25 protein-coding genes are annotated in these 25,510 nt (G+C 70.5%); 2 read left to right on the top strand and 23 right to left on the bottom strand.

The window, feature by feature from the left end; translation table 11 throughout:
* The 9 genes from SJY14_RS03895 to glmS all read right to left on the bottom strand — a co-directional run bounded on the left by SJY14_RS03895 (window position 1) and on the right by glmS (window position 10,281).
* The gene (locus SJY14_RS03895) at window positions 1-1,008 is read right to left on the bottom strand and encodes a glycosyltransferase family 4 protein (protein WP_396599829.1); all 1,008 of its coding nucleotides are present in this window, start codon (window positions 1,006-1,008) and stop codon (window positions 1-3) included.
* Window positions 1,005-2,504: a lipopolysaccharide biosynthesis protein gene (locus tag SJY14_RS03890; RefSeq protein WP_396599828.1), complete on the bottom strand. Its 1,500-nt coding sequence runs from the start codon at window positions 2,502-2,504 to the stop codon at window positions 1,005-1,007. The genes SJY14_RS03895 and SJY14_RS03890 overlap by 4 nt, the downstream gene beginning before the upstream one ends.
* Window positions 2,505-2,551: 47 nt before the next feature.
* Window positions 2,552-3,667, bottom strand: coding sequence for a glycosyltransferase family 4 protein (locus SJY14_RS03885; protein WP_396599827.1), 1,116 nt, complete (start codon window positions 3,665-3,667; stop codon window positions 2,552-2,554).
* A complete protein-coding gene (locus SJY14_RS03880; RefSeq protein ID WP_396599826.1) occupies window positions 3,664-5,052 on the bottom strand; it encodes a polysaccharide biosynthesis tyrosine autokinase in 1,389 nt (462 codons plus the stop codon). The genes SJY14_RS03885 and SJY14_RS03880 overlap by 4 nt, the downstream gene beginning before the upstream one ends.
* Window positions 5,053-5,224: 172 nt before the next feature.
* Window positions 5,225-5,746, bottom strand: a complete 522-nt coding sequence (gene tsaE / locus SJY14_RS03875; protein ID WP_369825315.1) for a tRNA (adenosine(37)-N6)-threonylcarbamoyltransferase complex ATPase subunit type 1 TsaE — start codon at window positions 5,744-5,746, stop codon at window positions 5,225-5,227.
* On the bottom strand, window positions 5,743-6,879 hold the full coding sequence (gene alr, locus SJY14_RS03870) for an alanine racemase (RefSeq protein ID WP_071256238.1): 1,137 nt from the start codon (window positions 6,877-6,879) through the stop codon (window positions 5,743-5,745). The genes tsaE and alr (SJY14_RS03870) overlap by 4 nt, the downstream gene beginning before the upstream one ends.
* Entirely contained in the window at window positions 6,876-7,967 is a 1,092-nt protein-coding gene (alr, locus tag SJY14_RS03865; RefSeq protein WP_396599825.1) for an alanine racemase, read from the bottom strand. The genes alr (SJY14_RS03870) and alr (SJY14_RS03865) overlap by 4 nt, the downstream gene beginning before the upstream one ends.
* A complete protein-coding gene (locus tag SJY14_RS03860) occupies window positions 7,964-8,386 on the bottom strand; it encodes a holo-ACP synthase (protein WP_054145435.1) in 423 nt (140 codons plus the stop codon). The genes alr (SJY14_RS03865) and SJY14_RS03860 overlap by 4 nt, the downstream gene beginning before the upstream one ends.
* 41 nt (window positions 8,387-8,427) lie before the next feature.
* The gene (gene glmS, locus SJY14_RS03855; protein WP_396599824.1) at window positions 8,428-10,281 is read right to left on the bottom strand and encodes a glutamine--fructose-6-phosphate transaminase (isomerizing); all 1,854 of its coding nucleotides are present in this window, start codon (window positions 10,279-10,281) and stop codon (window positions 8,428-8,430) included.
* Window positions 10,282-10,364: 83 nt separating this feature from the next.
* On the opposite strand from glmS, the gene coaA reads away from it, so the two are divergent.
* The gene (coaA, locus tag SJY14_RS03850; RefSeq protein ID WP_071256233.1) at window positions 10,365-11,321 is read left to right on the top strand and encodes a type I pantothenate kinase; all 957 of its coding nucleotides are present in this window, start codon (window positions 10,365-10,367) and stop codon (window positions 11,319-11,321) included.
* Between the two features lie 96 nt (window positions 11,322-11,417).
* On the opposite strand, the gene glmM is transcribed toward coaA, so the two are convergent.
* The 11 genes from glmM to infA all read right to left on the bottom strand — a co-directional run bounded on the left by glmM (window position 11,418) and on the right by infA (window position 21,118).
* Window positions 11,418-12,779: a phosphoglucosamine mutase gene (gene glmM, locus SJY14_RS03845; protein ID WP_071256231.1), complete on the bottom strand. Its 1,362-nt coding sequence runs from the start codon at window positions 12,777-12,779 to the stop codon at window positions 11,418-11,420.
* Window positions 12,780-12,806: 27 nt separating this feature from the next.
* A complete protein-coding gene (gene rpsI, locus SJY14_RS03840; RefSeq protein WP_396599823.1) occupies window positions 12,807-13,292 on the bottom strand; it encodes a 30S ribosomal protein S9 in 486 nt (161 codons plus the stop codon).
* Window positions 13,293-13,324: 32 nt separating this feature from the next.
* The gene (gene rplM / locus SJY14_RS03835) at window positions 13,325-13,771 is read right to left on the bottom strand and encodes a 50S ribosomal protein L13 (RefSeq protein ID WP_043593314.1); all 447 of its coding nucleotides are present in this window, start codon (window positions 13,769-13,771) and stop codon (window positions 13,325-13,327) included.
* A gap of 195 nt (window positions 13,772-13,966) precedes the next feature.
* A complete protein-coding gene (locus SJY14_RS03830) occupies window positions 13,967-14,866 on the bottom strand; it encodes a tRNA pseudouridine(38-40) synthase TruA (protein WP_255364258.1) in 900 nt (299 codons plus the stop codon).
* A 112-nt stretch (window positions 14,867-14,978) separates the two neighbouring features.
* Complete coding sequence (locus tag SJY14_RS03825) at window positions 14,979-17,738, bottom strand: ExeM/NucH family extracellular endonuclease (RefSeq protein ID WP_071256230.1); 2,760 nt, start codon at window positions 17,736-17,738, stop codon at window positions 14,979-14,981.
* Between the two features lie 161 nt (window positions 17,739-17,899).
* A complete protein-coding gene (gene rplQ / locus SJY14_RS03820; protein ID WP_396599822.1) occupies window positions 17,900-18,466 on the bottom strand; it encodes a 50S ribosomal protein L17 in 567 nt (188 codons plus the stop codon).
* A gap of 49 nt (window positions 18,467-18,515) precedes the next feature.
* Window positions 18,516-19,511, bottom strand: a complete 996-nt coding sequence (locus SJY14_RS03815; protein WP_043593322.1) for a DNA-directed RNA polymerase subunit alpha — start codon at window positions 19,509-19,511, stop codon at window positions 18,516-18,518.
* 191 nt (window positions 19,512-19,702) lie between these two features.
* Window positions 19,703-20,101: a 30S ribosomal protein S11 gene (rpsK, locus tag SJY14_RS03810; protein WP_043593323.1), complete on the bottom strand. Its 399-nt coding sequence runs from the start codon at window positions 20,099-20,101 to the stop codon at window positions 19,703-19,705.
* Window positions 20,102-20,146: 45 nt separating this feature from the next.
* Entirely contained in the window at window positions 20,147-20,521 is a 375-nt protein-coding gene (gene rpsM / locus SJY14_RS03805) for a 30S ribosomal protein S13 (protein ID WP_043593325.1), read from the bottom strand.
* Between the two features lie 190 nt (window positions 20,522-20,711).
* Window positions 20,712-20,828: a 50S ribosomal protein L36 gene (gene rpmJ / locus SJY14_RS03800; protein ID WP_043593327.1), complete on the bottom strand. Its 117-nt coding sequence runs from the start codon at window positions 20,826-20,828 to the stop codon at window positions 20,712-20,714.
* A gap of 68 nt (window positions 20,829-20,896) precedes the next feature.
* A complete protein-coding gene (gene infA, locus SJY14_RS03795) occupies window positions 20,897-21,118 on the bottom strand; it encodes a translation initiation factor IF-1 (protein ID WP_043593329.1) in 222 nt (73 codons plus the stop codon).
* 299 nt (window positions 21,119-21,417) lie between these two features.
* Between infA and SJY14_RS03790 the strand changes: the two genes are divergently transcribed.
* The gene (locus SJY14_RS03790; protein WP_255364257.1) at window positions 21,418-22,614 is read left to right on the top strand and encodes an LCP family protein; all 1,197 of its coding nucleotides are present in this window, start codon (window positions 21,418-21,420) and stop codon (window positions 22,612-22,614) included.
* Between the two features lie 50 nt (window positions 22,615-22,664).
* On the opposite strand, the gene map is transcribed toward SJY14_RS03790, so the two are convergent.
* The 3 genes from map to secY are packed head-to-tail and all read right to left on the bottom strand — an operon-like array spanning window position 22,665 to window position 25,442.
* A complete protein-coding gene (map, locus tag SJY14_RS03785; RefSeq protein ID WP_071256225.1) occupies window positions 22,665-23,498 on the bottom strand; it encodes a type I methionyl aminopeptidase in 834 nt (277 codons plus the stop codon).
* 4 nt (window positions 23,499-23,502) lie between these two features.
* The gene (locus tag SJY14_RS03780; protein WP_071256224.1) at window positions 23,503-24,123 is read right to left on the bottom strand and encodes an adenylate kinase; all 621 of its coding nucleotides are present in this window, start codon (window positions 24,121-24,123) and stop codon (window positions 23,503-23,505) included.
* Window positions 24,120-25,442 (bottom strand): preprotein translocase subunit SecY, encoded by a 1,323-nt coding sequence (gene secY / locus SJY14_RS03775; RefSeq protein WP_043593336.1) that lies wholly within the window; start codon window positions 25,440-25,442, stop codon window positions 24,120-24,122. Before secY ends, SJY14_RS03780 begins: the two co-directional genes overlap by 4 nt.
* Window positions 25,443-25,510 lie beyond the last annotated feature (68 nt).

The following is a 25,510-nucleotide window of genomic DNA, read 5'->3' as shown; positions in this document are numbered from 1 at the left end:
TCAGCCCGCGACGAACTCCGCCAGCGACGCCGCCAGGTGCCGCGTCGTCAACCGCTCCTCGACGAGGGCCCGCCCGGCCGCGCCGAACGCCCGGGCCTCGGCCTCGTCGCCGAGCAGCCGCAGCACGTGCGCCGCGAGCGCCGACGCATCCCCCACCGGGGCCAGCAAGCCGGTGCGTTCGTGCTCCACGTAGTCCTCGATGCCCGGAGTGTTCGTCATCACGACGGGCCGTCCCGTCGCCATCGCCTCGAGGCTGACCGTCATGCCCGACGCGTGCAGGTTGTCGCGCGTCGCGACGGCCACGACCGAGGCCCGTGCGTACAGCTCGGCCAGCTCGCGGTGCGAGACGTGCGGCACCACGGTGACGCCCTCGGGCGGTGCCGCGTCGCTCGTCGTCTGCACGACCAGCTCGACGTCCGGCCGCGCGGCGTGCACGCGCTCCAGCGTGGCGAACAGCGTCGCGGGGTCCCGGTCGCGGTCGCCCCCGATGCTCAACACCATCGGTCGCGAGGGCCACGGTCGCGCCGCGAAGAACTCCTCGTCGACCCCGAAGGTGAAGAACCCGACCGGCGGACCGTCCTCGCCGACGAACCGGCGCAACGGTTCGACCTGCCCCCGGCTGATCACCCAGAGCCCGCTCATCCGTCGCAGGACGTCGCGCATGCGCCCGAGGTCCTGCCCGCGCTCGACCCGGTCGGTCACCCAGATCACACCCGTGTACATCCGGTCGTGGGGCCGCGTCAGCAGCATCCGCCGCGCGACGTTCTCGTCCCAGGTCACCCCGACGTCGCTCGACGGGACCCCGGACGAGGAGGCGCGGCGCGGCACCACCCGGTCGCGCAGCACCTGCAGGCGGCCGGGTTCGGTGACCGACGCGATGCGCGCCTCCGGGGCCGAGTCGCGCAGCGCCTCGAGGCCGTAGGGCCAGAGGCCGGGCCGGCGTCCCGCCGCGTGGTCGGCGGCCCAGCCGGCCACGTCGCGTTCGTGGGCGAAGAGGACCTCGATCACCGCGCCTCCTTCTCGTCGTCACCGGTACGGCCGTCGCGCGCATGCTCCTCGGCGGCCCGCTCGGCCACCGCTCGTTCGGCGATGGCCTGGTCGGTCGCGGTCTCGTCACCACGCTGCTCGTCGACGTCGAGGCCCGCCGTGCCCACCGCGGCGTCGTCGTCGACGCCGGAATCGTCGCCCGAGCCGCCCGCACCGCCCGCCGCGGCCTCGGCCCGACGCCGCCCCAGGTCGCGCGACACGTACCAGAGGTTCGGCACGAGCTGGCAGAGCGCGACAGAGATCGCCGAGCCCAGCACCGGCCCTGCCGCACCGACCAGCCCGATGAACCACCACGACAGCCCGAGGTTGAGCGGGACCATCAGCACGATCGGGAGCACCTGGAAGACCAGTCCGGTCTTGTCGGTCATGTACATGCCGACCGGGTACTTCGCCGCCTGCAGGCCGACGAACACGACGAAGCCGACGAGCATCCAGCCGTCGAGCGTGATCGCCCCGCCCGAGACGAACCGCGCCAGGAACGGGCTCAGCACGGCGAGCGCGGTGCCGAGCACGAGTCCCCCGAGCAGGAACCACAGGGTCGGCACGGTCGGGGACTCCACCCGCCCGGCCGACCGGGCCGCCGCGTAGACCGGCCAGAGCGCGATGCCTGCCGCGGCGACGGTCTGCAGGACGATGCCGAACAGCTGCGAGGCGAGGTTGTACTGCGCGAGCTCGTCCGGACCGGCGAGGTGGCTGAGCAGCAGGCGGCCCGTCTGCATCGCGACCGGCAGCGCGATCATCTGCACGAGCATCGGCCAGGCGAGGCCCAGGGCGGGTACACCACGGTAGCTGCGGACGCGCGGCACGAGCTTGACGGCCTGTCCGATCTGCGGGGACAGCGCGCGGGCCGCCACGATCAGGCAGATCACCGAGACGAGGCTGTTGGCCACGTACGAGACGACCGCGAGGTAGCTGCCGATCGGCGCGCTGAACATGACGGCCGAGCCGATCGCGAGCAGCATGAACGGCGCCACGACGGCCTGGCTGGCCACCTGCGTGCTGGTCTTCTTCAGCCCCACGAGGATGCGCTGGCCGACCGTCAGCGGGATCACCAGGCCGAACACCGCCAGACAGAGACCGGCCGCGAGCGAGCCGCCGTCGGGCAGCAGCCCCTCACCGAGCAAGACGGGCCACCAGCCGGCGAGCGTGATGATCAGCGCGACCGCGACCATGATGCCGCCCGACACCAGCAGGACGCGGAAGGCCGTGACGATCGAGCGCTTGACGAAGTCGTCGGTGCGGACCGACGACGACCCGGCCACGGCGTTGATCACGATCGCCGCGATGCCGAGGTCGGCGAAGGGCAACAGGGTGGGGAACGTCGAGAGCAGTCCGTACTGGGCGTAGGCGTCGGTGCCGAAGTTCTGGATGATCATGCGGCTCGTGATGATGCCGAGCACGCCCGACAGCCCCATCACGATCACCTTGATCGCCGCGGTCGAGCCCACGGCGGCCATCGCGCCGCCCCGCCGAGGACGACCGGCCGAGCCCGTCGCCGACCGGCTCACGAGGCGCGCCCGAACAGTCGGTCGTCCGCGGCGAGGCGTCCGTCGCGGTCGGGCAGGTCCGCCAGCACGTCGTCGGCGGCGCGGCTCGCGTCGAGCGCCGCGACGATCGCGTCGGCCAGCACCTGAGGGGAACGCGGGTCGGACGCGACCACGTGGCCGTGGACGTCGAGCCAGTCGGCCAGGCCGGTCTCGGTCGTCGTCACGACGGTGCAACCGTGCGACAGCCCCTCGACGATCGGCAGTCCCACCTGCTCGCGCCAGGTCGGGCTCGGCTGCGACCAGAGCACGAGCACGCGCGCCTCGTCGAGCACGGAGTGGATGCGCGGGCGCGCCGGGTCGACCTCGACGGCGACCGAGGGCTCCGTGACCGACAGGGCCCGCGCCTCCTGCTCGAGGGCGCCCTTGCCGAGCAGCGTGAGCGTGGCCTGCGGGCGGGCGGCGACGACGAGCGGCCACGCCGCCGCCAGCACGCGCAGTCCCTTGCGCTCGACGAACGAACCGACGAACGCGACCGAGGGCGGACGGACCCCGCCGCCGCGGGCGTCCTGGTGACGCGTCGGCAGCGCGGGCACCGAGGCCACGGAGGCCCGGGGCGACGGAGAACCGAGGAGGCGCGTGTACGTCTCGCGCGCCGCCTCCGTCCCGAAGACCACCCGGTCGAGTCGACGCCAGACCGCCCGGGCCAGCACGCGTTCACCGCGTCGGCGCAGTCGCGTCCGCAGCCGGGGAGCGGTCGCCGACGTGAACGGGTCGGCGTTGCCGATCAGGTAGCTCACCACGGTGGTCGGGCGGCCGGTGATCCGACGTCGCACCGCCAGGGCCGCCAGCACGAGCGCGGTCGCGGGCAGGCTCGACGTCATCAAGGGCTCGTTGACCTCGAGGGTCTCGACCTCGGACCTCGCGATCAGCCAAGCGGCGCGCACCGGGCCGGCCGGCACGAGGTCGAGGCCCTCGGCGAGCGAGGCGTCGAAGTCGTACCGCGTCACCCGGTAGACGATGCTGGCCGGGGCGAGCTCGTGGGCCCGTTCGAGATGCGCCGTGCGCAGCGACTCGTACAACCGGACGGCCGGGAGGCGCGGTGCGGCCCCCCGGGACGGCCGAGCGACGGTCACGGCGCGTCGACGCCCCGACCGCCGGCCGGGCGGGAGGAGATCGGAGCCTTCGGCGCCGACGGGCCGCCACCGGCACGCTGTGCGCTCTCGGAGACGCCGTCGAGGACGATGCCGAGCACGGGCACCTGGACGCCGGTCAACGCCCGGGCGGCCTGGACCAACTGGCCGCGGGACGAGTGGCCCACCGTGGCGACGAGCACGACGCCGTCGCTCAAGCGGCCGAGCTCGAGGGCGTCGGACGAGCTGAGCACACCGGGGGTGTCGACGATGACCACGTCGTAGCGCTCGCGCGCGGACTCGACGAACAGGGCCATCGACTTCGAGCTGAGCAGCGGGCTGGGGTTCGGGGGCACCTCGCCGGTGGGGATGACGTCGACCCGGTCGCGCCAGGGCGTGACGGCGTCGGCGAACTCGAGACGCCCCACGACGACGTCGGTCAGGCCCGTCTCGTCCGACACGGCCGCGAGGTCGGCGAGTCCGCCGCCCCGGAGGTCGGCGTCGATCACGAGGACGGACTGGCCGCGTTCGGCGTAGGCCAGCGCCAGGTCGAGGACGACGGCCCCGCGGCTCTCACGGTCGTCGGTGCTGACCGACGAGACGGCGATCGTCCGGGCGACCGCGTCCACGTCCGAGAACTGGAGCTGCGCACGGATGCGACGGAAGTCGTCGGCCGCCGCGCCCTGGGGCTCGTCGGCGAAAGCCAGGCTGCCGCGGCGACGGCGCGCGACGCTGCCGAGCACGGGGGCGACGCGCAGCTCGTCGACGTCGGCCGTCGAGCGGAGGCGCGTGTCGACCACGGAGCGGACCAGGGCGAAGACGATGCCCAGGGCCGCACCGATGGCGAGCCCGGTGAGTGCGATGAGACGACGGTTGGGGCCCGCGGGCGAGTTCGGCGGCGTGGCCTCGGCGATGGGTGCCACGCTCAGCGTCGACAGGCCGGCCGCGCTCTCGGGCGAGAGCGATCGGGCCTCGTCGCTGAGCGACCGGGTCACGGCGTTGGCGATGTCGGCCGCCCGCTGACGGTCGGAGTCGACCACGGTGACGTCGATGATGACGGTGTTCAGCGGGTTCTCGGCCGTGACCTGCCGGGCCAGCTGGACCGGGGTGAGGTCGAGCCCCAGGTCGGAGATGACCGGTTCGAGGACGACCGTCGACGTGGCCAGGCGGGTGTAGCTCTGCACGAGGTTCTGCGTGTACGACGAGCCCTGGAGCAGCTCGTTCGGGTCGGAGCCCTCGGCGGCGGAGACGAAGACGCTGCTGGTCGAGCGGAAGCTGTCGGGTCGTGTCTGGGCGTAGCCGTAACCGGCCGCACCGCCGAGCAGGGCGAGGACGAGGATGACGGGCCAGCTCTTCACGAGCGCGCGCCAGTAGTGCTGAGGATCCAACTGACACTCCCGGGTTAAGTGGTTGAACCTGGCGAGCATACCCGCAGCGAACGGGGGCCATGACCCCCCGACGGGGGCGCCCCGGCGGCCGCACGCGTGGGATCACCCGCTCTCACCCGCTGACCGCCCGGTGGGGGGATGCGCGGCAAGCCGCCCTCGGCCGGCGGCCGAGTCAGCGGACGGGCAGCTCCACACCCACCCAGCGCGGCCCGTGCGGGGTGATCGTCACCCGGCGGGGTTCGTCGGGCTCGTCGGGCTCGTCGACGGGATCGCTCGAGGGGGTGACATCCCGGGCACCCGTCGGTCGCTCGATCACGACGTCGAGCCACGAGTCGGACACCCCGTCGAGCAGCCCCGCACCCCACTCGACGACGACGATCGAGTTCTCGAAGTCGAGGTCCAGGTCGTCGAGCTCGGCCTCGCCCGACAGCCGGTAGGCATCGACGTGCACCAAGGGAGTGCCCGACGCGGTCGGGTGCGTGCGCGCCAGGACGAACGTCGGGCTCGCCACCTGGCCGCGGACCTCGAGCCCCTCGCCCAGGCCGCGCGTGAAGGTCGTCTTGCCGGCACCGAGCGGTCCGGTGAGGACCAGCAGGTCACCCGCTCGCAGCAGGCCGGACACCCGACGTCCCAGCGCCTCCATGGCGTCGGCGTCGGCGACGGCGAGCTCGACGGGACGGCCCGGGGTGGTCACGGGCGGCCGCCGACGTAGACGCGCGGCACCCGGGCGCCGACGCGGCAGGCGACCTCTTCGGGAATCGTGCCGGTGGCGTCGGCCCACTCGCCGATGGTCATCTCGCCCCGGTCGCCCGGCCCGAACAGCACGACCTCGTCGCCGACCGCGACCGGGTCATCGCCCATGTCGACCAGGAACTGGTCCATCGCGACCCGGCCGACGATCGGCCGCGGCGCACCGTTCACGACGACGTGCACCGCCCCCTGCGCCCGGCGGCTGACGCCGTCGGCGTAGCCCAGGGGCACGAGCGCGAGCGTCGTGTCGGACGGAGCACGGAAGGTGTAGTCGTACGAGACCCCGGTGCCCGCGGCGACGCGCTTGACCTTGACGACGGACGCGCTCAACGTGAGCACCGGACGCAGCCCGCGGTCCGCGGCGGTCACGCCCTCGGTCACGGGGATGCCCAGGCCGTTCGACCCCATGCGCACCATGTCGAAGCGCCGCTCGGGGTGCTCGAGCGCGGCCGAGCTCGACGACATGTGCCGCTTCTCGACGGTGGCACCGAACGCCTCGGCGTCGGCCACGGCCTTCTCGAACACCCGGGCCGCGGCCTGGTCGTCGGCCTCGCTCGTCTCGCTGACGTGCGAGAAGATGCCGCGCAGGCGGACCACGCCCTCGTCGCGCAACTCGACGGCACGGGCGACGAAGGCCGGCCAGTCCGAGGGCAGGCAGCCCTCGCGGTGCAGCCCGGTGTCGATCGTCAGGTGGAGGAGGGCGACACCACCGCGTGCCCGCGCGACGGCAGCGACGGACTCGAGCTGGTCGAGGGTCGACACCCCCAGGTCGACGTGCAGGTCGACGGCGGCCTCGAGGTCGTCGGACGGGCTGAGTTGCCAGGCGAAGAACGAGGCGTCGCCTCCGATGCCCAGGCGTCGCATCCTCAGGGCCGGCGCGAGCTCGACCGTGCCGAACCAGCGGATGCCCGCTGCCACGGCCTCGGGCACGAGCACGTCGGCCCCGTGGGAGTAGGCGTCGGCCTTGACGATGGCCAGGATCTCGACCGGGTCGAGACGGGCGATCAACGACTCGAGGTTCGCCCGGTACGCGGCCAGGTCGACCGTGGCCCGGCGCAGGGACGTCGCGGCGCTCATGCGGTGTACCTCCGGGTGAGGCCGGCGGCCAGGCACGCGACGACCTCGTAGGTGATGCCGCCCATGGCGTCGGCCCAGTCGGCGGCGGACTGCCGACCCAGCGCCGGGTCGCCGAACAGCACGACCTCGTCGCCGATCTCGACGGGGTCGTCGCCCACGTCGATCACGAGGGCGTTCATCGCGATGCGCCCGCGGACCCGGTAGGTGCGCCGGCCGATCGTCACGGACGCGCGCTCGCTCGCGGCCCGGTCGATGCCGTCCGCGTACCCGGCGGGCACGATCGCGATGGACGTGTCGCGCTCGGGGCGGAAGAGGTAGCCGTAGGAGACGCCCTCGCCCGCCGGGATGCGCTTGACGGTGGTCACCGGTGCCGTGACGGTCATGGCCGGACGCAGGCCGAGCTCGGCGGACGTGCGGTCGGGGTAGGGGCTGAGCCCGTAGCTCGCGAGACCGAAGCGCACCATCGTGGCCCTCGAGCCGACGTAGTCGAGCGCCGCCGCCGAGGCGGCGACGTGCAGCAGGGGTGGCCGAACGCCCCGCTCGTCGAGCATCTGGGAGGCGCGGGCGAAGCGGGCCGTCTGCAGGCCGTCCTCCTCGGACGAGGCGTTCGACACGTGGGTCATGAGGCCCTCGACCGGCACGACGGCGGCGTGAGCGGCCGCACGCTCGAACAGCTCGGGCCACTCGGACTCGACGGCCCCGTTGCGGCTCAGGCCCGTGTCGATCGCCAGGTGGACCGCGCGGACGCCGGCCGCCACGGCCGCCTCGAGCTGGTCGACGCTCGACACCGCCGGGGTGATGCCGAGCGCGGCGGCCTCGACGAAGTCCTCGTCGGGAGCGTGCAGCCAGGCGAGCACGGGCGCCTCGACACCGGCTCGTCGCAGGGCCACGGCCTCGGTCAGGTCGGCCACGCCGAGCCAGTCGACGCCGGCCTCGACGAAGGCCCGGGCGCACTCGACGGCACCGTGGCCGTAGGCATTGGCCTTGACGACGGCCATGACGGCCGCCGGTGCGACGGCCGCCCGCAGCACCTCGACGTTGTGTCGCAGCGCAGCCGTGTCGACGGTGATGGTGACGTCGTGGGTCATCGGTCTGCCCCTTCGTGGTGTGCGTCGTCGTGGTCGGCAGCGCCGCGGCCGTCGCCTTCGGCTACCACGTAGGCGACCGCCACCCCGCCGTCGTGGCTGAGCGACAGGTGGAGGCGCGCGACGCCCCGCGAGTCCGCCAGCGACCGTGCTCCCCCGCTGAGCACGAGCGAAGGGGCTCCCTGGTCGTCGGAGACGACCACGACGTCGTGCCAGCGCACCCCGGTGGAGCCGCCCAGGGACTTGATCAGCGCCTCCTTGGCGGCGAAACGGGCCGCCAGCGATTGGCGCCCGCGCGGGCTGCCGTCACGCAGGACGAGTTCGTCGGCCCGGAACAGTCGCGTCGCGAGTGCCGGGGTGCGCTCGATCGAGCGGCCGAAGCGTTCGAGGTCGACGACGTCGACGCCGATGCCCACGATCACGTCCTCACCCGCCTGATGCCCTGCCCCGGCTGCACGACCCGTTACTCGACGGTGACCGACTTGGCCAGGTTGCGCGGCTGGTCGACGTCGAGGCCCTTGGCGGCGGCGAGCTCCATGCCGAAGATGTGCAGCGGCACGACCGACAGCAGGGGCTCGAAGAGCGGGGCCGCCAGCGGGATGTGCAGCACCTCGTCGGCGAAGGGCAGCACCGCGGCGTCGCCCTCTTCGGCGATCGCGATGACCCGGGCGCCGCGCGCACGGATCTCTTGGATGTTCGAGACGACCTTGGGGTGCAGCGATCGCGGGTCGCGCGGGCTGGGGACGATGACGAAGACGATCTGGCCGGGCTCGATCAGCGCGATCGGGCCGTGCTTGAGCTCGCCGGCGGCGAAGCCCTCGGCGTGGATGTAGGCCAGCTCTTTCAGCTTGAGCGCCCCTTCGAGGGCGATCGGGTAGCCCACGTGGCGACCGAGGAAGAGGACGGACCGGGTGTCGGCCATCCAGCCGGCGAGGGTCTTGATGCGCTCGGACGACTCGAGCACCTGCTCGATCTTGCCGGGGATCTCGTGCAGGTCGGCGACCTGCTCGGCGATGGCCTCGGTGCTGAGCGTGCCCCGCAGGGTCGCCAGGTGCAGGCCCAGCAGGAAGAGCGCGGTGCCCTGGGCGACGAACGCCTTGGTCGACGCGACGGCGACCTCGGGGCCGGCGTGCGTGTAGAGCACGGCGTCGGACTCGCGCGGGATCGTCGAGCCCTGGGTGTTGCAGATCGAGAGCACCTGGGCACCCTGCTCGCGGGCGTACTTGACGGCCATCAGGGTGTCCATCGTCTCGCCCGACTGGCTGATCGACACCACGAGGGTCTTCTCGTCGAGCACCGGGTCGCGGTACCGGAACTCGTGGGCCAGCTCGACCTCGACGGGCACGCGGGCCCACTGCTCGATGGCGTACTTGCCGAGGATGCCGGCGTAGGCGGCGGTGCCGCAGGCGATGACGATGACGCGGTCGACGGTCAGCAGGCGTTCGCGCACGCCGTCGAGCTCGGACAGGGTCACGGCGCCGTCGGCGGTGATGCGGCCGAGCAGCGTCTTGGCGACGGCCTCGGGCTCTTCGCTGATCTCTTTCGCCATGAAGCTGGACCAGCCGCCCTTCTCGGCGGCCGAGGCGTCCCAGTCGACCTCGAACTCGGTCGTCTCGACGGGCGCGCCGGTGAAGTCGACGACCTCGACCGAATCGGGACGGATCGTCACCAACTGGTCCTGCCCGATCGACATGGCACGACGGGTGTGCGCGACGAAGGCTGCGACGTCGCTGCCGAGGAAGTTCTCGCCGTCACCCAGGCCGATGACCAGGGGCGAGTTGCGGCGGGCGCCGACGACGACGCCGGGCTGGTCGGCGTGCACGACGAGCAGCGTGAAGGCGCCGTCGAGGGTGTTGACGACCGTGCGCAAGGCCTCGGTCAGGTCGCCGGAGGCGCGGTAGGCGCGGGCGACCAGGTGCGCGGCGACCTCGGAATCGGTCTCGCTGAGGAACTCGACGCCCTCGGCGAGCAGCTCGGCCTTGAGCTCGGAGAAGTTCTCGATGATGCCGTTGTGGATGAGGGCGAGCTTGCCGTCGTCCGACAGGTGGGGATGCGCGTTCTCGTCCGTCGGGCCACCGTGGGTCGCCCACCGGGTGTGACCGATGCCGGTCGTGCCGTCGGTCAGCGGCGTCGCCTCGAGGTCGTCGACGAGCATCTGCAGCTTGCCGGCTTTCTTGCGGGTCCCGAGGTCACCCGCGGCGTCGATCACGGCGACTCCCGCCGAGTCGTACCCGCGGTACTCGAGTCGCTTCAGGCCGCCCAGCAGTACCTCGACGCTCTTGTCACCCGCTCCGACGTATCCCACGATTCCACACATGCGGTCGATCCTAGAGGTTCCCGTCCGAGAGCCCGGCGGGCCGTGCCGACTCGCGCCGACCCCGGACCGGTAGCCTCGTGCGCATGGCCGAAGCCAACCCGACGACCACGCCCTCCGCCGTGCACGCGAGCCCCTTCGTCGAGATCGGACGCGACGCCTGGGCCGACCTGGCCCCGACGACGCGCCTGCCGCTGACCGAGACCGAGATCGTGCAGCTGCGCGGCCTCGGCGACCGTCTCGACATGCGCGAGGTGCAGGACGTCTACGTCCCGCTCAGCCGCCTCCTCAACCTCTACGCCGCCGGCGCCCGCAACCTGCATCGGGCGACGAGCGACTTCCTCGGCGAACGCGCCCAGCGCACGCCCTTCGTGATCGGCGTCGCCGGGTCGGTGGCCGTCGGCAAGTCGACCGTGGCGCGCCTCCTGCGTGAACTGCTGAGCCGCTGGGACGACACCCCGCGCGTCGAGCTGGTGACCACCGACGGGTTCCTCTACCCGAACGCCGAGCTCGAACGCCGCGGCATCATGAGCCGCAAAGGTTTCCCCGAGTCGTACGACCGCCGCCACCTGCTGCGGTTCGTCTCGCAGGTCAAGAGCGGTGCCGAAGAGGTGCGGGCCCCGTTCTACTCGCACACCAGCTACGACATCATGCCGAGCGCCGAGGTCGTCGTGCGCCGGCCCGACATCCTGATCGTCGAGGGGCTGAACGTGCTGCAGCCCGCCGTCGCCGGTCGGCTCGCCCTCAGCGACCTGTTCGACTTCACGGTGTACGTCGACGCCCGCACCGGCGACATCGAGAACTGGTTCGTCGACCGGTTCCTCGCTCTGCAGAAGAGCGCCTTCACCCAGGAGCGCTCGTTCTTCCACCGCTTCGCCGACATGAGCGAACCCGAGGCCAGGTCGTTCGCCTCGGGCGTCTGGAAGTCGGTCAACGAGCCGAACCTGATCGAGAACGTGCTGCCGACCCGGTCACGGGCGACGCTCGTCCTGCGGAAGGCCGCCGACCACAAGGTCAGCTCGGTCTTGCTGCGCAAGATCTGACCCGAGGCGACGACGCCGCGCCCCGATCAGGGGCGGGGTCCGGTCAGGAGGCGCGGGTGGCGTCACCGCGACGACGCACCCCGTGCGCCGCGCGGCTCAGAGGGCGAGTCGCTCGCGGACGACGTCGGCCAACGCGTGGGCGACGCGGTCGGCGGTCGCCTGGTCGGCGGCCTCGACCATCACGCGCACGACGGGCTCGGTGCCCGAGGGACGGAGCAGCACGCGGCCGGTGTCGCCGAGCTCGGCCTCGAACCGGCGCACGGCCTCGGCCACGCCCTCGTCGGACGCGGCTCGCGAACGGTCGACGTCGCGCACGTTGATCATGATCTGCGGGAAGACCGTCATGACCGAGGCGAGTTCGGCCAGGCTCTTGCCGGTCGCGGCCATGCGGGCCACGAGCGAGAGGCCGGTGAGGATGCCGTCGCCGGTGGTGGCGTAGTCGGCGAAGACGATGTGGCCGGACTGCTCGCCGCCGAGGGTGAAGCCGTGCTCGTTCATGTCCTCGAGCACGTAGCGGTCGCCGACCTTGGTCTGACGGACCGTGATGCCGTGGTCGGCCATGGCGCGGATGAGGCCGAGGTTGCTCATGACGGTCGCGACGAGGGTGTCGCCGACGAGCGCGCCGCGCTCTTTCTGGGCCAGGGCGATGATGGCCATGATCTGGTCACCGTCGACCACCGCACCCGTGGCGTCGACGGCCAGGCAACGGTCGGCGTCGCCGTCGTGCGCGATGCCGACGTCGGCACCGTGCTCGAGGACGGCCTTCGCGAGGTTGTCGAGGTGGGTGGACCCCACGCCGTCGTTGATGTTCACGCCGTCGGGGTCGGCACCGATCAGGGTGACGGTCGCGCCGGCGTCGGTGAAGACCTCGGGCGAGACGGCCGAGGCGGCCCCGTGGGCACAGTCGAGGACGACGTGGATGCCGTCGAGCCGGTTCGGCAGGGCACCGAGCAGGTGCAGCACGTACCGGTCTTCGGCGTCGGCGAAGCGGCGGATGCGGCCGACGTCGCCACCGATGGGCATCAGCTGAGGATCGGCCATGGCGGCCTCGATGCGGTCCTCGACCTCGTCGGGCAGCTTCGTGCCGCCGAAGGCGAAGAACTTGATGCCGTTGTCGGGCGCCGGGTTGTGCGAGGCACTGATCATCACGCCGAAGTCGGCGCCGATGTCGTCGACCAGGAAGGCCGCGGCGGGGGTCGGGATGACCCCGGCGTCGAGCACGTCGACGCCCGAACTGGCGAGCCCGGCGCAGACGGCGGCGGTGAGGAACTCACCGGAGATGCGGGGGTCGCGCGCGACGACGGCGACGGGTCGCCGTCCCTCGGCGCGGCGGGCATCGGCGTGATGCCCCTTCGTGAGCACCACCGCGCTCGCCTGGGCGAGGCCCAGGGCGAGCGCGGCGGTCAACTCACGGTTGGCGAGGCCTCTGACACCGTCCGTACCGAACAAACGCGACATCGCGAGACCTGCCTTGTGTGGTGCTGGTTAGCGCTTCGAGAACTGCGAGGCCTTGCGGGCCTTCTTGAGACCGGCCTTCTTGCGCTCGATGACGCGGGCGTCACGGGTGAGGAAGCCGGCCTTCTTGAGCGTGGCGCGGTTGTTCTCACGGTCGATCTCGTTCAGCGCACGGGCGATGGCGAGACGGAGGGCACCGGCCTGACCCGAGGGGCCACCACCGGTGACCTTGACGGCCACGTCGTACGAGCCGAGCAGGTCGAGGACCTTGAACGGGTCGTTCATCAGCTGCTGGTGCAGCTTGTTGGGGAAGTAGTCCTCGAGGGTGCGACCGTTGACGACGATCGTGCCGGAGCCGGGCGTGAGGCGCGCGCGGGCGATGGCCTCTTTGCGACGACCGACGGCGGAACCGCCGACGCTCAGCACGGGGCGGGGCGTCGCGGCGGCCTCGGGGGCCGAGCTCTCGGTGGTGAAGCTCTCGGGAGCCTGGTCGATGGAATCTGCGATCTGAGCCACTGTGTGGGGGTCCTTAAGTCTGAAGGCGGACGCTACTGGGCGACCTGGTCGAGGGTGTAAACCGTGGGCTGCTGAGCAGCGTGGGGGTGCTCGGCACCCGCGTACACCTTCAGCTTCTTGATCTGGGCACGGCCCAGCGAGTTCTTCGGCAGCATGCCACGGATGGCCTTCTCGACCGCACGGGTGGGGTGCTTCTCGACCATCTCGGAGTACGTGGTGGCCGTGATGCCGCCCGGGTAGCCCGAGTGACGGTAGTAGAGCTTCTCGGCCAGCTTGGAGCCGGTGAGGGCCACCTTGTCGGCGTTGATGACGATGACGAAGTCGCCCATGTCCATGTGGGGGGCGAAGGTCGGCTTGTGCTTGCCGCGCAGCAGGGCTGCCACGTGGCTCGCGAGGCGGCCGAGCACGACGTCGTTGGCGTCGATGATCAGCCAGTTCGGCTGAACGTCAGCCGGCTTGGGGGAGAAAGTGCGCGTCACAGTAGTGCTGCTTTCTGGTCGAGGTGAGAGGTTCGTGAATCCCGCTCCGTTGCCGTTGTCACCGCAGAGGCGATGAGAACGAGTCAGGTGGAGGGCTCAACTTCGGGCGAAAGCGCGCAGTTGCGCAGACACCAAGAGGCAACGTTACCCGAGACAGGCGTGACGGTCAACCGCCGCCTCCCTCGCGCGAGGAAGTCACTCCCCCAGCTGATCGTGCGACCGCTTCACCTGCGTCAGGGCCACCCGGGCGGCCATCTCGTCGTCGGGCGGGTAGCCGACCTCGACCATCGTGAGCCCGTGGGCGGGCACGACGCGGAACTCGCCGTTGCGCTGGGCCTCGCGCCGGACGCCCACCGCACGATGCGCCTCCATCGCTCCCTCGCCGACGGCGACGCAGGCGCCCACGAGGTTGCGCACGAGGTTGTGGCAGAACGCGTCGGCCTGCACGGAGGCGACGAGCACGCCGTCGGCCTCGCGCCTCCACGAGAACTCCTGCAGCTCGCGGATGGTGGTCGCGTAGTCGCGGTGCCGGCAATAGGCGGCCCAGTCGTGCAGGCCGAGGAGGCCCGCGGCGGTGGCGTTCATCAGGTCGAGGTCGAGGCGCTGGTCGTACCAGAGCGTGTGGCTGCGTCGGGTGGGGTCGCGCTCCGCCCCGCGGTCGGCGATACGGTACTCGTACCGTCGCCAGAGGGCGCCGAACCGGGCGTGGAAACCAGGAGGCGCGACTCGCGCACCCGAGATGACGATCTCGTCGGTCGCGCCCGCGAGCCCGTTCAACCGCCGGGCCAGCACGGTCGGGGCGTCGAGCGGCGACCGGTCGCGCATGCCGCGGTGCGGTTTCTGCAACTGGGCGATCTGGGCGTCGGTGAGGTCGAGGTGCACCACCTGCCCGCGCGCGTGCACGCCGGCGTCGGTGCGGCCCGCCACGGTCACGGTCGGCACGTCGCCCAGCCGGCGGAACAGCGTCTGCAGCGCGGCCTCGATGTCGCCCTGCACCGTGCGACGGCCGGGCTGCTCGCTCCAGCCCGAGAAGCCGGTGCCGTCGTACGCGACCCCGAGACGGAGGCGCGTCAGGGCCGGGGCGTCGATCGTCACCCGACGATCCTACGGGGCCGTCACCGCGCCTCCTCGGCCTGTCGGTCGGTCGGACGACGACGGCGGTCGCGACCCGGTCACCCGGGTCGCGACCGCCGTCGGGCGTGTCCGCCTAGCCCACGCGGGAGGCGCGGCGCCGGACCACGAGGACCGTGCCGCCCATCGCCATCAGCACCAGGGCGAGCGCGAGCCACCCGGCCAGGGGCGCGGAACCCGTGAAGGCCAGCGAGCCGTCCGCGGTCGGTGCCGCGGTGCCCGGCGAGACGGCGCCGGGAGCACCCGGCGTGGTCGGGTCGGCGCCCGCACCGGGCGTCGCGCCCGGGTCGGTCACCGGCGGCACCGGGTCGACGGGAGCGGCGAGCAGCGACACCCCGACGACGACCGGGTCGTGGTCGCTCGAGCGGAACTGGTCGGCCTGGTAGAGCTGCTTCACGTTGTAGTTGAAGCGGCTGTACTCGAGGCCGATGCCCTCACCCGAGTTGATGTTCCAGATGTCCACGCCCGTGACGGCCTCCGCCGCGGCGGACGAGGCGAGCACGTGGTCGAGCGAGCCACTGAGGCCGCTGAACACGTAGCTGTACTCGTCGGTCCCGGTGGAGCCGAGGTCGACGTAGCCCGCGGCCCGCAGCACCTGGATCGGGTCCTCCTGGCTGTAGGCGTTGAAGTCGCCCAGCAGGAACACCTTGTCGGTGCCGGCGGCGGCCTCGCGTTCGGCCGCGAAGGCGACCAGGGCGTTCGCCTGGTTCACGCGCGAGCCGTTCGAACCGCCCTGGCCGTCGCCCTGGTCGGCGTCCGGGCCCGAACCGCTGCCCTTCGACTTGAAGTGGTTCGCGATCGCGACGAAGGTCGACTCGGCGTCACCGCCGACGGGACGGAAGGCCTGCGCGAGCGGCTGGCGTGCGTTGCTGAACGCGGCGGAGCCGGTCAGGATCGTCGACCCGCCGACGGGTTCGGCGACGGCCTTCTTGTAGATGAAGGCCAGACGGATGACGTCCTCGTTGGCGGGCAGCGCCTCCGGTGAGCGCGCGTAGTCCCAGACCTCGCTGCCGGCCGCGGCGTTGAGCGCGCCGACCAGGGTCGCGAGCGCCGAGTCGCGGTCGTCACCGAAGCGAGCGGAGTTCTCGATCTCCTCGAGCGAGACCACGTCGGCACCCAGCGCGTTGATCGCCGTGACGATCTTCACCTGCTGGCGGGCGAGGTTCTCGGCGTTCGCGGCACCGCGAGCGTCGCAGCCGCTGTTGACGGTGAGCGGGTTCCCCGCCCGGTCGTCGTAGAAGGTGCACCCGGGGATCGAGTCACCCGTCGTCGTGAAGTAGTTCAACACGTTGAAGCTGGCGAGCTTCACATCGCCTCCCACCTCGCGCGGGGCGTCGGTGCGGATGTCCTCGAACGTGACCGGCAGGTCGCCGTAGGCGGTGTCGCCGGTGAGGCGGGCGGTCGGCTGGTACTTCCAGGCCGAGTTGCGGAAGTCGAACACGACCGGCTTCGTGAAGGCCACGGAGGCGCCCACCGTCACCGGGTCCTCGTTCGAGAGGTAGGGCACCGGGATCGACTGGTTGGCCGCCGTGAAGAAGTTCGTCGTGGCACCGTCGTCGAGGGTCACGGCACGGGCCGCGTTGTCGGCGACCACCGCCGCGTAGCCGGCCGAACCCGGACGCGCCACCTCGGTGGGCTGGATCAGCGGCCGGTCACCCGAGGCGAGCTTCACCTCGCCGTACTGGTTCGTCGTGTAGGTGTCCGCGACGGTGAACTCGCCCTGGGGCAGTACGAGCATGCTCTCGAGCGTCTCACGCTGGGCGTCCGTGGCCGGCAGACCGACGGTCGCCGCCCGCGGTGCCACGACGGTCGAGGCGTCGAGCGTCCTGAGCGACGACGCACCGGTGACGGTGATCTGCGTCAGGCCGAAGAACTCGGTGACCGTCCCGTCCACCTCGACGTAGTCGCCGACGGCGACCGAGGAGGCGGTGCTCGCGGAGTACACGAACAGTGCGTCCGACGCGACGTGCGTCGACAGGTCGAGCGCGCCTCCGGTCCCCGGGGTCTGGATGACGTAGCCGTCCAGCCCGCCCGTGGGGTAGGTCGCCGTGACGATGCCGCGCGTGGTCACCGTGCGACCGCCGAGCGGACTCGTGCCGGTCACGCCCTGGATCTGCGCGATCGTGACGTCGGCCTCGGGGGTGGGCTCGGGCTGCGGCTCGGGCTCGGGGCCCGGCTCGCTGCCCGTGCCGCCGGAGTTCTGCGGGGTGACGGTGGTCTGCGTCGAGAAATCGGCCGAGTTGACGTCGGTGTCGACCCCGCCTGCCCGGGCCAAGGAGTTCGGCGTCTGGTTGGTGCCCGTGACAGGAGCGACCGACGTCTCGTAGGTGTTCGACGTGCCGTAGCCGAGCAGGTCGACGACGCCTGGCGTGCCGGCGGTGATCGAGCCGGGGGCAGGCGCCACGGGTGTGGTGGCGTTCGACAACACCAGCGTGCCCGTCGTCCCGCTGGGGTTGAGCGAGACGCTCGCGTCGGGCTCGGGCAGATCCGCTCCCGTGGTGCCGTTGCCCGGGATCGCGACGAGGAAGTACCCGTCGGCGGCGATCGTGCCGGTCAGGGCTGCCGACGAGAAAGCTCCGGCACCCGTCGCCGGGCGGTACTGCAGCGACCAGCCGGCCAACGACACCGATGACGACGTGGGGTTGTACAGCTCGACGAACTTCCGGTTGAACGGCTGGTTGGCGCTGCCACCCTTCAGATACGCCTCGTTGATGACGATGCCGGAGCCGCCGGGGGCGGCGACGGCCGCGACCGGTACGAGGGGGCCGAGCAGCAGCGAGAGTCCGGCGACGAGGGCGGCGGTGCCCAGTGCGGTGTGTCGAGGTCGGGGTGACATTGGTTCCTTCGGTGATTCGTAAGAGGACCCTGTGAATCTAGAGCCCTCGTCCACCCGGCGGGTTTCGCCCGTGTGTCCCGCAGATGAACGACACCCGTTGTGGGTACGACGAAGGGCCCGCCACCTCACGGTGACGGGCCCTTCGGGTGGTGCGGGTGGCGCTACTTGGCTGCTTCGTCGTCCGACTTGGCAGCGGCGTCCGCCTCGACCTCGTCGGCCGCAGCCGTCTCGGTCTCGGTCTCGACGGGAGCGGACTCCTCGACGGTCTCGGTCTCGTCGACGGGAGCCTCGGTCGGCTCGTCGTCGGCGGGCTCGGTGACCGGAGCCGCCGTGGCGGTGGTCTTCGAGTTCTTGACCTTGGGGCTCACGGGCTCGAGGACGAGCTCGATCGACACCATCGACGCGTTGTCGCCCTTGCGGAAGCCGAGCTTCGTGATGCGGGTGTAGCCGCCGTCACGGTTCTCGACCAGCGGAGCGATCTCGGTGAAGAGGATGTGCGCGGCCTCTTTGTTGTTGCGCAGGGTCTGCATGGCGCGACGACGCGAGTGCAGGTCGCCACGCTTCGCGAAGGTCACGAGACGCTCGGCGACGGGACGGAGGCGCTTGGCCTTGGTCTCGGTCGTCTTGATCGTCTTGTGCTCGAAGAGCGAGGCGGCCAGGTTGGCCAGCATGAGGCGCTCGTGCGCCGGGCCGCCTCCGAGGCGGGGTCCCTTGGTGGGCTTGGGCATTGTCTGTTCCTAAAGTGAGTCGAGAGTGGAGGGCGTCGGGCGGAGAGACCTAGTTGGTGGTCTCTTCTTCGTCGTAACCGCTGTAGAAGTGGGCTCCGTCGAACCCGGGGACCGTGTCCTTCAGCGAGAGGCCGAGCTCGACGAGCTTGTCCTTCACCTCGTCGACCGACTTCTGACCGAAGTTGCGGATGTTCATCAACTGGGTCTCGGACAGGGCGACCAGCTCGGACACCGTGTTGATGCCCTCGCGCTTCAGGCAGTTGTAGCTGCGGACCGACAGGTCGAGGTCCTCGATCGGGGTCTGCAGCTCGCTCGACAGGACGGCGTCGACCGGCGCGGGGCCGATCTCGATGCCCTCGGCGGCGGTGTTGAGCTCGCGGGCCAGACCGAACAGCTCGGTCAGCGTGCGACCGGCCGACGCGATGGCGTCACGGGGCGAGATCGACGGCTTCGACTCGACGTCGACGACCAGACGGTCGAAGTCGGTGCGCTCACCGGCACGCGTCGCCTCGACGCGGTAGGTGACCTTGAGCACGGGCGAGTAGATCGAGTCGATCGGGATCTGACCGGCTTCGCTGAACTCGCTGCGGTTCTGCACGGCCGACACGTAGCCGCGGCCACGCTCGATCGTGAGCTCGAGCTCGAACTTCGCCTTGTCGTTCAGCGTGGCGATGACGAGCTCGGGGTTGTGGATCTCGACACCGGCCGGAGCCGAGATGTCGGCGGCCGTGACCTGACCGGCACCCTGCTTGCGGAGGTAGGCCGTGATGGGCTCGTCGTGCTCGCTGGCGACGACCAGCTGCTTGATGTTGAGGATGACCTCGGTGACGTCTTCCTTCACACCGGGGACGGTCGTGAACTCGTGCAGCACGCCGTCGATGCGGATGCTGGTGACAGCAGCGCCGGGGATCGACGAGAGAAGCGTGCGGCGCAGCGAGTTGCCGAGGGTGTAACCGAAGCCGGGCTCGAGCGGCTCGATCACGAAGCGGGAGCGGAACTCCGAGATGTTCTCCTCGGTGAGGGTGGGGCGCTGTGCAATGAGCACTGATTATTCCTTTCGGCGAAGAGTCCGCTATATGACTCTTGGCGGTACGACAGGTGGCTGGCCCGTCGGGTCTGTTGAGTTGTGGGCACCTCGGGCGAACACGCGGGAGGCGGTGCTGACGCGGGGGTGCCCGCCGCCCCGGCGGACCCCGGTGACGGGGTCCGTGCCGGGTGCGGCGGGCGGTAACTCAGTTAGACGCGACGACGCTTCGGCGGGCGGCAGCCGTTGTGCGCCTGAGGGGTGACGTCGTTGATCGAACCGACCTCGAGGCCGGCGGCCTGGAGCGAACGGATCGCCGTCTCGCGACCCGAACCCGGGCCCTTGACGAAGACGTCGACCTTCTTGACACCGTGCTCCTGCGCCTGACGGGCAGCGGACTCGGCGGCGAGCTGGGCGGCGAACGGGGTCGACTTGCGCGAACCCTTGAAGCCGACGGCGCCGGACGAGGCCCAGCTCAGGACGGCGCCCGAGGGGTCGGTGATCGAGACGATCGTGTTGTTAAACGTGCTCTTGATGTGGGCCTGACCCACGGCGACGTTCTTCTTCTCTTTGCGGCGGGGCTTACGCGCGGCCGTCTTCGGTGCTGCCAATTTTTTCTCCTACAACCTTGAGGGGCGTACGGCGGGAGCCGAGGCCTATCGAGCCTTCTTCTTGCCAGCGACGGTGCGCTTCGGGCCCTTGCGGGTACGAGCGTTCGTCTTGGTGCGCTGGCCGCGGACGGGGAGGCCACGGCGGTGGCGGATGCCCTCGTAGCTGCCGATCTCGACCTTGCGGCGGATGTCGGCGGCCACCTCGCGGCGGAGGTCGCCCTCGACCTTGTAGTTGCCCTCGATGTAGTCGCGGAGCAGGACGAGCTGGTCGTCCGTGAGGTCCTTGACGCGGATGTTGCCGTCGATTTCGGTCTCGGCGAGAGTCTTGAGCGCGCTGGTGCGGCCGACTCCGTAGATGTAGGTCAGTGCGACTTCGACGCGCTTGTCGCGCGGGATGTCAACGCCTGCTAGACGTGCCATGATGGCCTCTTTTCAGAGATGGTGGAGGTCTGTCACAGCACCGGTGCCCGGGCCTCCGACCCGGGGTGTCCCCCGCCTCCGCCCACCCTGTCGGGTGACCGTGACGAGTTCTGGTGCTGCTGGGAGGGTGTTGCTGTGTGACCCGGCACGGCCGGGTCGGCATCGGCACGCCGCCGGAGCGGCGGACGAGTCAGCCCTGGCGCTGTTTGTGGCGCGGGTTGCTCTTGCAGATGACCATGACGTTGCCCTTGCGGCGGATGACCTTGCAGTGCTCGCAGATGGGCTTGACGCTGGGGTTGACCTTCATCGTTGTTTCCTTGATCTCGCTGGCTTCGTGCCCCACGGGTGCGTGGGGCCGTTCCTTTCCAGCACGCCCTACTTGTAGCGGTAGACGATCCGGCCGCGGGTCAGGTCGTAGGGGCTGAGCTCCACGATCACACGGTCTTCGGGCAGGATGCGGATGTAGTGCTGCCGCATCTTGCCGGAGATGTGCGCGAGGACCCTGTGTCCGTTAGTCAACTCAACGCGGAACATCGCGTTGGGCAGAGCTTCGATCACTGCGCCTTCGATTTCGATGACACCGTCTTTTTTGGCCATAGCCTCACTGTCGCTAAGAATAGGGGTGTTGGTCGTGCGGGGATGCGATGCCCAGGCGCGCAGAAACGCACACGGAACACCAAAGATCGATCCTAGGTGATGCCGGTATAGTTCAGCAACCCGGCTGGTCAACCCGACACGCCGGAGCACCCGTCGACCTCCGCCGACCACGTCAGTCGTCGTCTCGTCGGGTACGCGTCACGACTGCCGGGAGCACCATGCCTGACCGCTCGACCACCCCCTCTGCCCCTCGGGGGGTCGCTCGCCACGGTCGACTCCGCCGCCGAGGACCCGTCCGCATGCTGCTGGCCCTCGTCGCCGGGGCGATGGCCGTCGTGCTCGTGAGCGGCGTGTCCGTCGCGGCGATCGCGGTCCGCACCGCGACCTCCGGGGTTCAGACCGTCTCGCTGGGCAACGAGGACGAGGTCGCCGGGGTCGATATCTCGGCCATCCAGGGCGGTGCCAACATCCTGCTGGTGGGCAGCGACGAACGCGACGACGGCAGCCAGGTCGACGCCGGCGAGGTGGACGGCATCCGCAACGACGTGACGATCCTGGCCCACCTCTCGGCGGACCACACCCAGCTGACGGCCGTGAGCTTCCCCCGTGACCTCATGATCGACGTGCCCGAATGCGTCGGTGAGGACGGCCAGGTCTACCCTGCCGAGGACTACGTGCAGTTCAACACGACCCTCGGCCGCGGTGGCCTCTCGTGCACCGTCAAGACGGTCGAGGGCATGACCGGGCTGGCGATCCCCTACGCCGGCAAGATCACCTTCGACGGCGTCATCGAGATGTCGAACGCGATCGGCGGGGTCGACGTCTGCGTCACGCGGACGATTCGCGACACCGACTCGGGCATCGATCTGGCCGCGGGCACCCACCCCTTGCAGGGTGCCGAGGCACTGGCCTTCCTGCGTACCCGACACGGCGTGGGCGACGGCAGCGACATCGCCCGCATCAGTTCGCAGCAGGTCTTCCTGTCGTCGATGATGCGCAAGATCATCTCGGGCGGCACGCTCGGCGACGTGACGACGCTCTACAAACTCGCCTCGGCCGCTCTCAGCAACATGACCCTGTCGTCCACCCTCAACTCCCCCGACACGCTCGTGCGCCTGGCCCTCGCACTGAAGGACATCCAGCCCGCCGGGATCGTCTTCATCCAGTACCCGGTCGTCGACGACCCGCGCGACTCGAACCGGGTGGTCGAGTCCACGACCGACGCCGCAGCCCTCAACGCCGCTCTGAACGCCGACGAGAAGTTCACCCTCGGCGACGACAGCGCGGGACGTGGCTCCGTCGCGGACGGGACGGCACCGGTCGCGACCACGGCCCCCGCTGCACCCGAAGCGACCTCCACGCCGTCCGACGCGACCTCGGGGTCGGCGGCACCTGCCGACCCGGCCGCGACGGCCGCGCCGACCACCACGCTGCCCTCGACGATCACGGGGCAGTCCGCGGCCGAGGCCACCTGCAGCGTCGGCTCGTCCCGCTGAGCCGCAGCGCGCCTCCTCGGCGTCGCCGAGACGGACCGAGGAGGCGCGGGTCAGGCGATCGGGACGGGCGTCACACCCAGCGGCGCCAGGCCGGCTGCACCACCGTCGCGTGCCGTGAGCACCCAGATGCCGTCGGCGTGCACCGCGATCGAGTGCTCCCAGTGCGCGGCCAGCGAGCCGTCGCGCGTGCTGACGGTCCACCCGTCGTCATGGGTGACCGTGTCGATTCCGCCGGACGTCACCATGGGCTCGATGGCGATCACCAGGCCCGGCCGGACGGCGGGGCCACGTCCGCGGACGCGGTAGTTGAAGACGGGCGGGTCCTCGTGCATCGACCGACCGATGCCGTGACCGGTGTAGTCCTCGATGATGCCGTAGTCGCCCTGCACGTCGATGTAGTCCTCGATGGCGCCACCGACCTCGTTGAGGTGCGAAGCGGACGCCAAGGCGGCGATGCCGTGCCAGAGGGACTGCTCGGTGACCTCGTTCAGGCGACGGCGCTCGGCCACGACGTCGGGGCGGTCGGCGTCTTCCAGGACGAAGGTGCGTGCGCTGTCACCGTTCCACCCGTCGAGTTGCGCGCCGCTGTCGATCGAGACGAGGTCGCCGGCCGCCAGGACGCGGGAGCCCGGGATGCCGTGGACGACCTCGTCATCGACCGATGCGCACACCGTGTGGCGGTACCCGGGCACCAACATGAAGTTGGGTTCTCCCCCACCGTCGCGGATGGCGGACTCGGCGACGGCGTCGAGCTCGAGCGTCGACACGCCCGGTCGCACGACGGACTGGACGGCATCGAGAGACGCGGCCGTCAGGAGTCCCGGCGCGACCAGACGTCGGAGTTCGTCGGCGGTCTTGTAGATGCCGGAGCGGCGGAACGCCACGAGATCAGGAGGCCGAGGCGACGGACGTGAACCCGCGGGAGGCGAGGGCCGACTCGATGCGCCCGGCGACCTCGTCGATGCTGCCCAGACCGTCGACCTCGACCAGCAGGCCACGCTCTCGGTAGGTGTCGATGAGGGGAGCGGTCTCGCGGAGGTAGACGTCCTGGCGGTGGCGGATGGCGTCTTCGGTGTCGTCAGAACGGCCCTGGTCGAGGGCACGCTTGCGGAGACGCTCGACGATCTCGTCACGGTCGGCGACGAGCTGGACCACGGTCGTCAGGGACTGCCCCTGCTCGGCGAGGTGCTCGTCGAGGAACTCGACCTGCTGCAGGGTGCGCGGGTAACCGTCGAGGAGGAAGCCCTCGGCCGCGTCGGCCTGCGACAGCCGGTCGGAGATGAGCTCGTTGGTGAGGCTGTCCGGGACGTAGTCGCCCGCGTCGAGGATCGCCTTCACCTTGAGGCCGAGTTCGGTCTCGTTCTTGACGTTGGCGCGGAAGATGTCACCGGTCGAGATCGCCGGGATGCCCAGCGAGTCGGCGATGGCGACCGCTTGGGTGCCTTTGCCGGCCCCGGGGGGACCGACGATGAGGAGGCGCGGGCTGAGTCGGGTCTCAGCGGCGCTCATCGGAGCAGGCCCTCGTAGTGACGCTGCTGGAGCTGCGAGTCGATCTGCTTGACCGTCTCGAGACCGACACCCACGATGATCAGGATGCTGGCGCCTCCGAAGGGGAAGTTCTGGTTCGCACCGACCGTGGCCAAGGCGATCAACGGGATGAGCGCGATGATGCCGAGGTACAGGGCGCCGGGAAGCGTCACACGCGTCAGCACGTAGTCGAGGTACTCGGCCGTGGGGCGACCGGCGCGGATGCCGGGGATGAAGCCGCCGTACTTCTTCATGTTGTCGGCGACCTCTTCGGGGTTGAAGGTGATCGCGACGTAGAAGTACGTGAACCCGACGATGAGCGCGAAGTACAGCACCATGTAGAGCGGGTTGTCACCCGAGGTGAGGTTCGCCTGCACCCAGCTGACCCACGCGGGCGGAGCCGTGCCGTCGGAGGGCTGGTTGAACTGTGCGACCAGGGCCGGGAGGTAGAGCAGCGACGAGGCGAAGATGACCGGCACGACGCCCGCCATGTTGACCTTGATCGGGATGTACGTGTTGTTTCCGCCGTAGGTTCGCCGGCCGACCATGCGTTTGGCGTACTGGACGGGAATCCGCCGCTGGGACTGCTCCACGAAGACGACGAGCGCCATGATGATCAGACCGACGGCGATGACGAGCAAGAAGATCTCGAAGCTGCGCGACTGGGCGATGCTCCAGAGGGCGGTCGGGAAGCGGGCGGCGATCGAAGTGAAGATCAACAGCGACATGCCGTTGCCGATGCCGCGCTCGGTGATGAGTTCGCCCATCCACATGATGAGGCCGGTGCCGGCGGTCATCGTGACGACCATGAGCATGACGGCGTACCAGGCGTCGTTCGTGATCAGCTGGCTGCACTCGGCGATGCCCGACGAGCCGAACAGGGCGCCGGAGCGGGCCACCGTGATGAGGGTCGTCGACTGGAGGACGCCCAGGGCGATGGTGAGGTACCGCGTGTACTGCGTGAGTTTCGCCTGCCCGGACTGGCCCTCTTTGTAGAGGGTGTCGAAGTGCGGGATGACCACTCGCAGCAACTGCACGATGATCGACGAGGTGATGTAGGGCATGATGCCCAGCGCGAAGACCGACAGCTGCAGCAGTGCGCCACCGCTGAACAGATTGACGAGCTCGTAGAGACCCGAGGTGCCCTGGTTGCCGGCGAGGCAGGCCTGGACGTTCTGGTAGTCGACGAACGGCGCGGGGATGAAGCTACCCAGCCGGAAGAGCGCGATGATGCCGAGCGTGAACCCGATCTTGCGACGCAGGTCGGGGGTGCGCATGATGCGCGCGACAGCTCTGAACACGTGGGGCCTCCCGGTATGAAGGATAGACGACTGATGGGGGTGGCCCTGATGGACCACCCCCTCAGGTG

The organism is Frigoribacterium sp. R86507 (assembly GCF_044597695.1).
Lineage (GTDB): Bacteria > Actinomycetota > Actinomycetes > Actinomycetales > Microbacteriaceae > Frigoribacterium.
Note: the sequence above shows the minus strand (reverse complement) of the source record. Positions and strands in the feature narration are given on the sequence as shown.

Coding starts and splice junctions, on each gene's coding strand:
- SJY14_RS03890 (WP_396599828.1), bottom strand. CDS start 2,504: ATGGCCGCCGTGGGCTCGACCGCGGCGATCAAGGTGATCGTGATGGGG.
- SJY14_RS03780 (WP_071256224.1), bottom strand. CDS start 24,123: ATGAGCGCCGCTGAGACCCGACTCAGCCCGCGCCTCCTCATCGTCGGT.
- rpsM (WP_043593325.1), bottom strand. CDS start 20,521: ATGGCACGTCTAGCAGGCGTTGACATCCCGCGCGACAAGCGCGTCGAA.
- rplQ (WP_396599822.1), bottom strand. CDS start 18,466: ATGCCCAAGCCCACCAAGGGACCCCGCCTCGGAGGCGGCCCGGCGCAC.
- alr (WP_071256238.1), bottom strand. CDS start 6,879: ATGAGCGCCGCGACGTCCCTGCGCCGGGCCACGGTCGACCTGGCCGCG.
- SJY14_RS03790 (WP_255364257.1), top strand. CDS start 21,418: ATGCTGCTGGCCCTCGTCGCCGGGGCGATGGCCGTCGTGCTCGTGAGC.
- glmS (WP_396599824.1), bottom strand. CDS start 10,281: ATGTGTGGAATCGTGGGATACGTCGGAGCGGGTGACAAGAGCGTCGAG.
- SJY14_RS03825 (WP_071256230.1), bottom strand. CDS start 17,738: ATGTCACCCCGACCTCGACACACCGCACTGGGCACCGCCGCCCTCGTC.
- glmM (WP_071256231.1), bottom strand. CDS start 12,779: ATGTCGCGTTTGTTCGGTACGGACGGTGTCAGAGGCCTCGCCAACCGT.
- rpmJ (WP_043593327.1), bottom strand. CDS start 20,828: ATGAAGGTCAACCCCAGCGTCAAGCCCATCTGCGAGCACTGCAAGGTC.
- coaA (WP_071256233.1), top strand. CDS start 10,365: ATGGCCGAAGCCAACCCGACGACCACGCCCTCCGCCGTGCACGCGAGC.
- infA (WP_043593329.1), bottom strand. CDS start 21,118: ATGGCCAAAAAAGACGGTGTCATCGAAATCGAAGGCGCAGTGATCGAA.
- alr (WP_396599825.1), bottom strand. CDS start 7,967: ATGACCCACGACGTCACCATCACCGTCGACACGGCTGCGCTGCGACAC.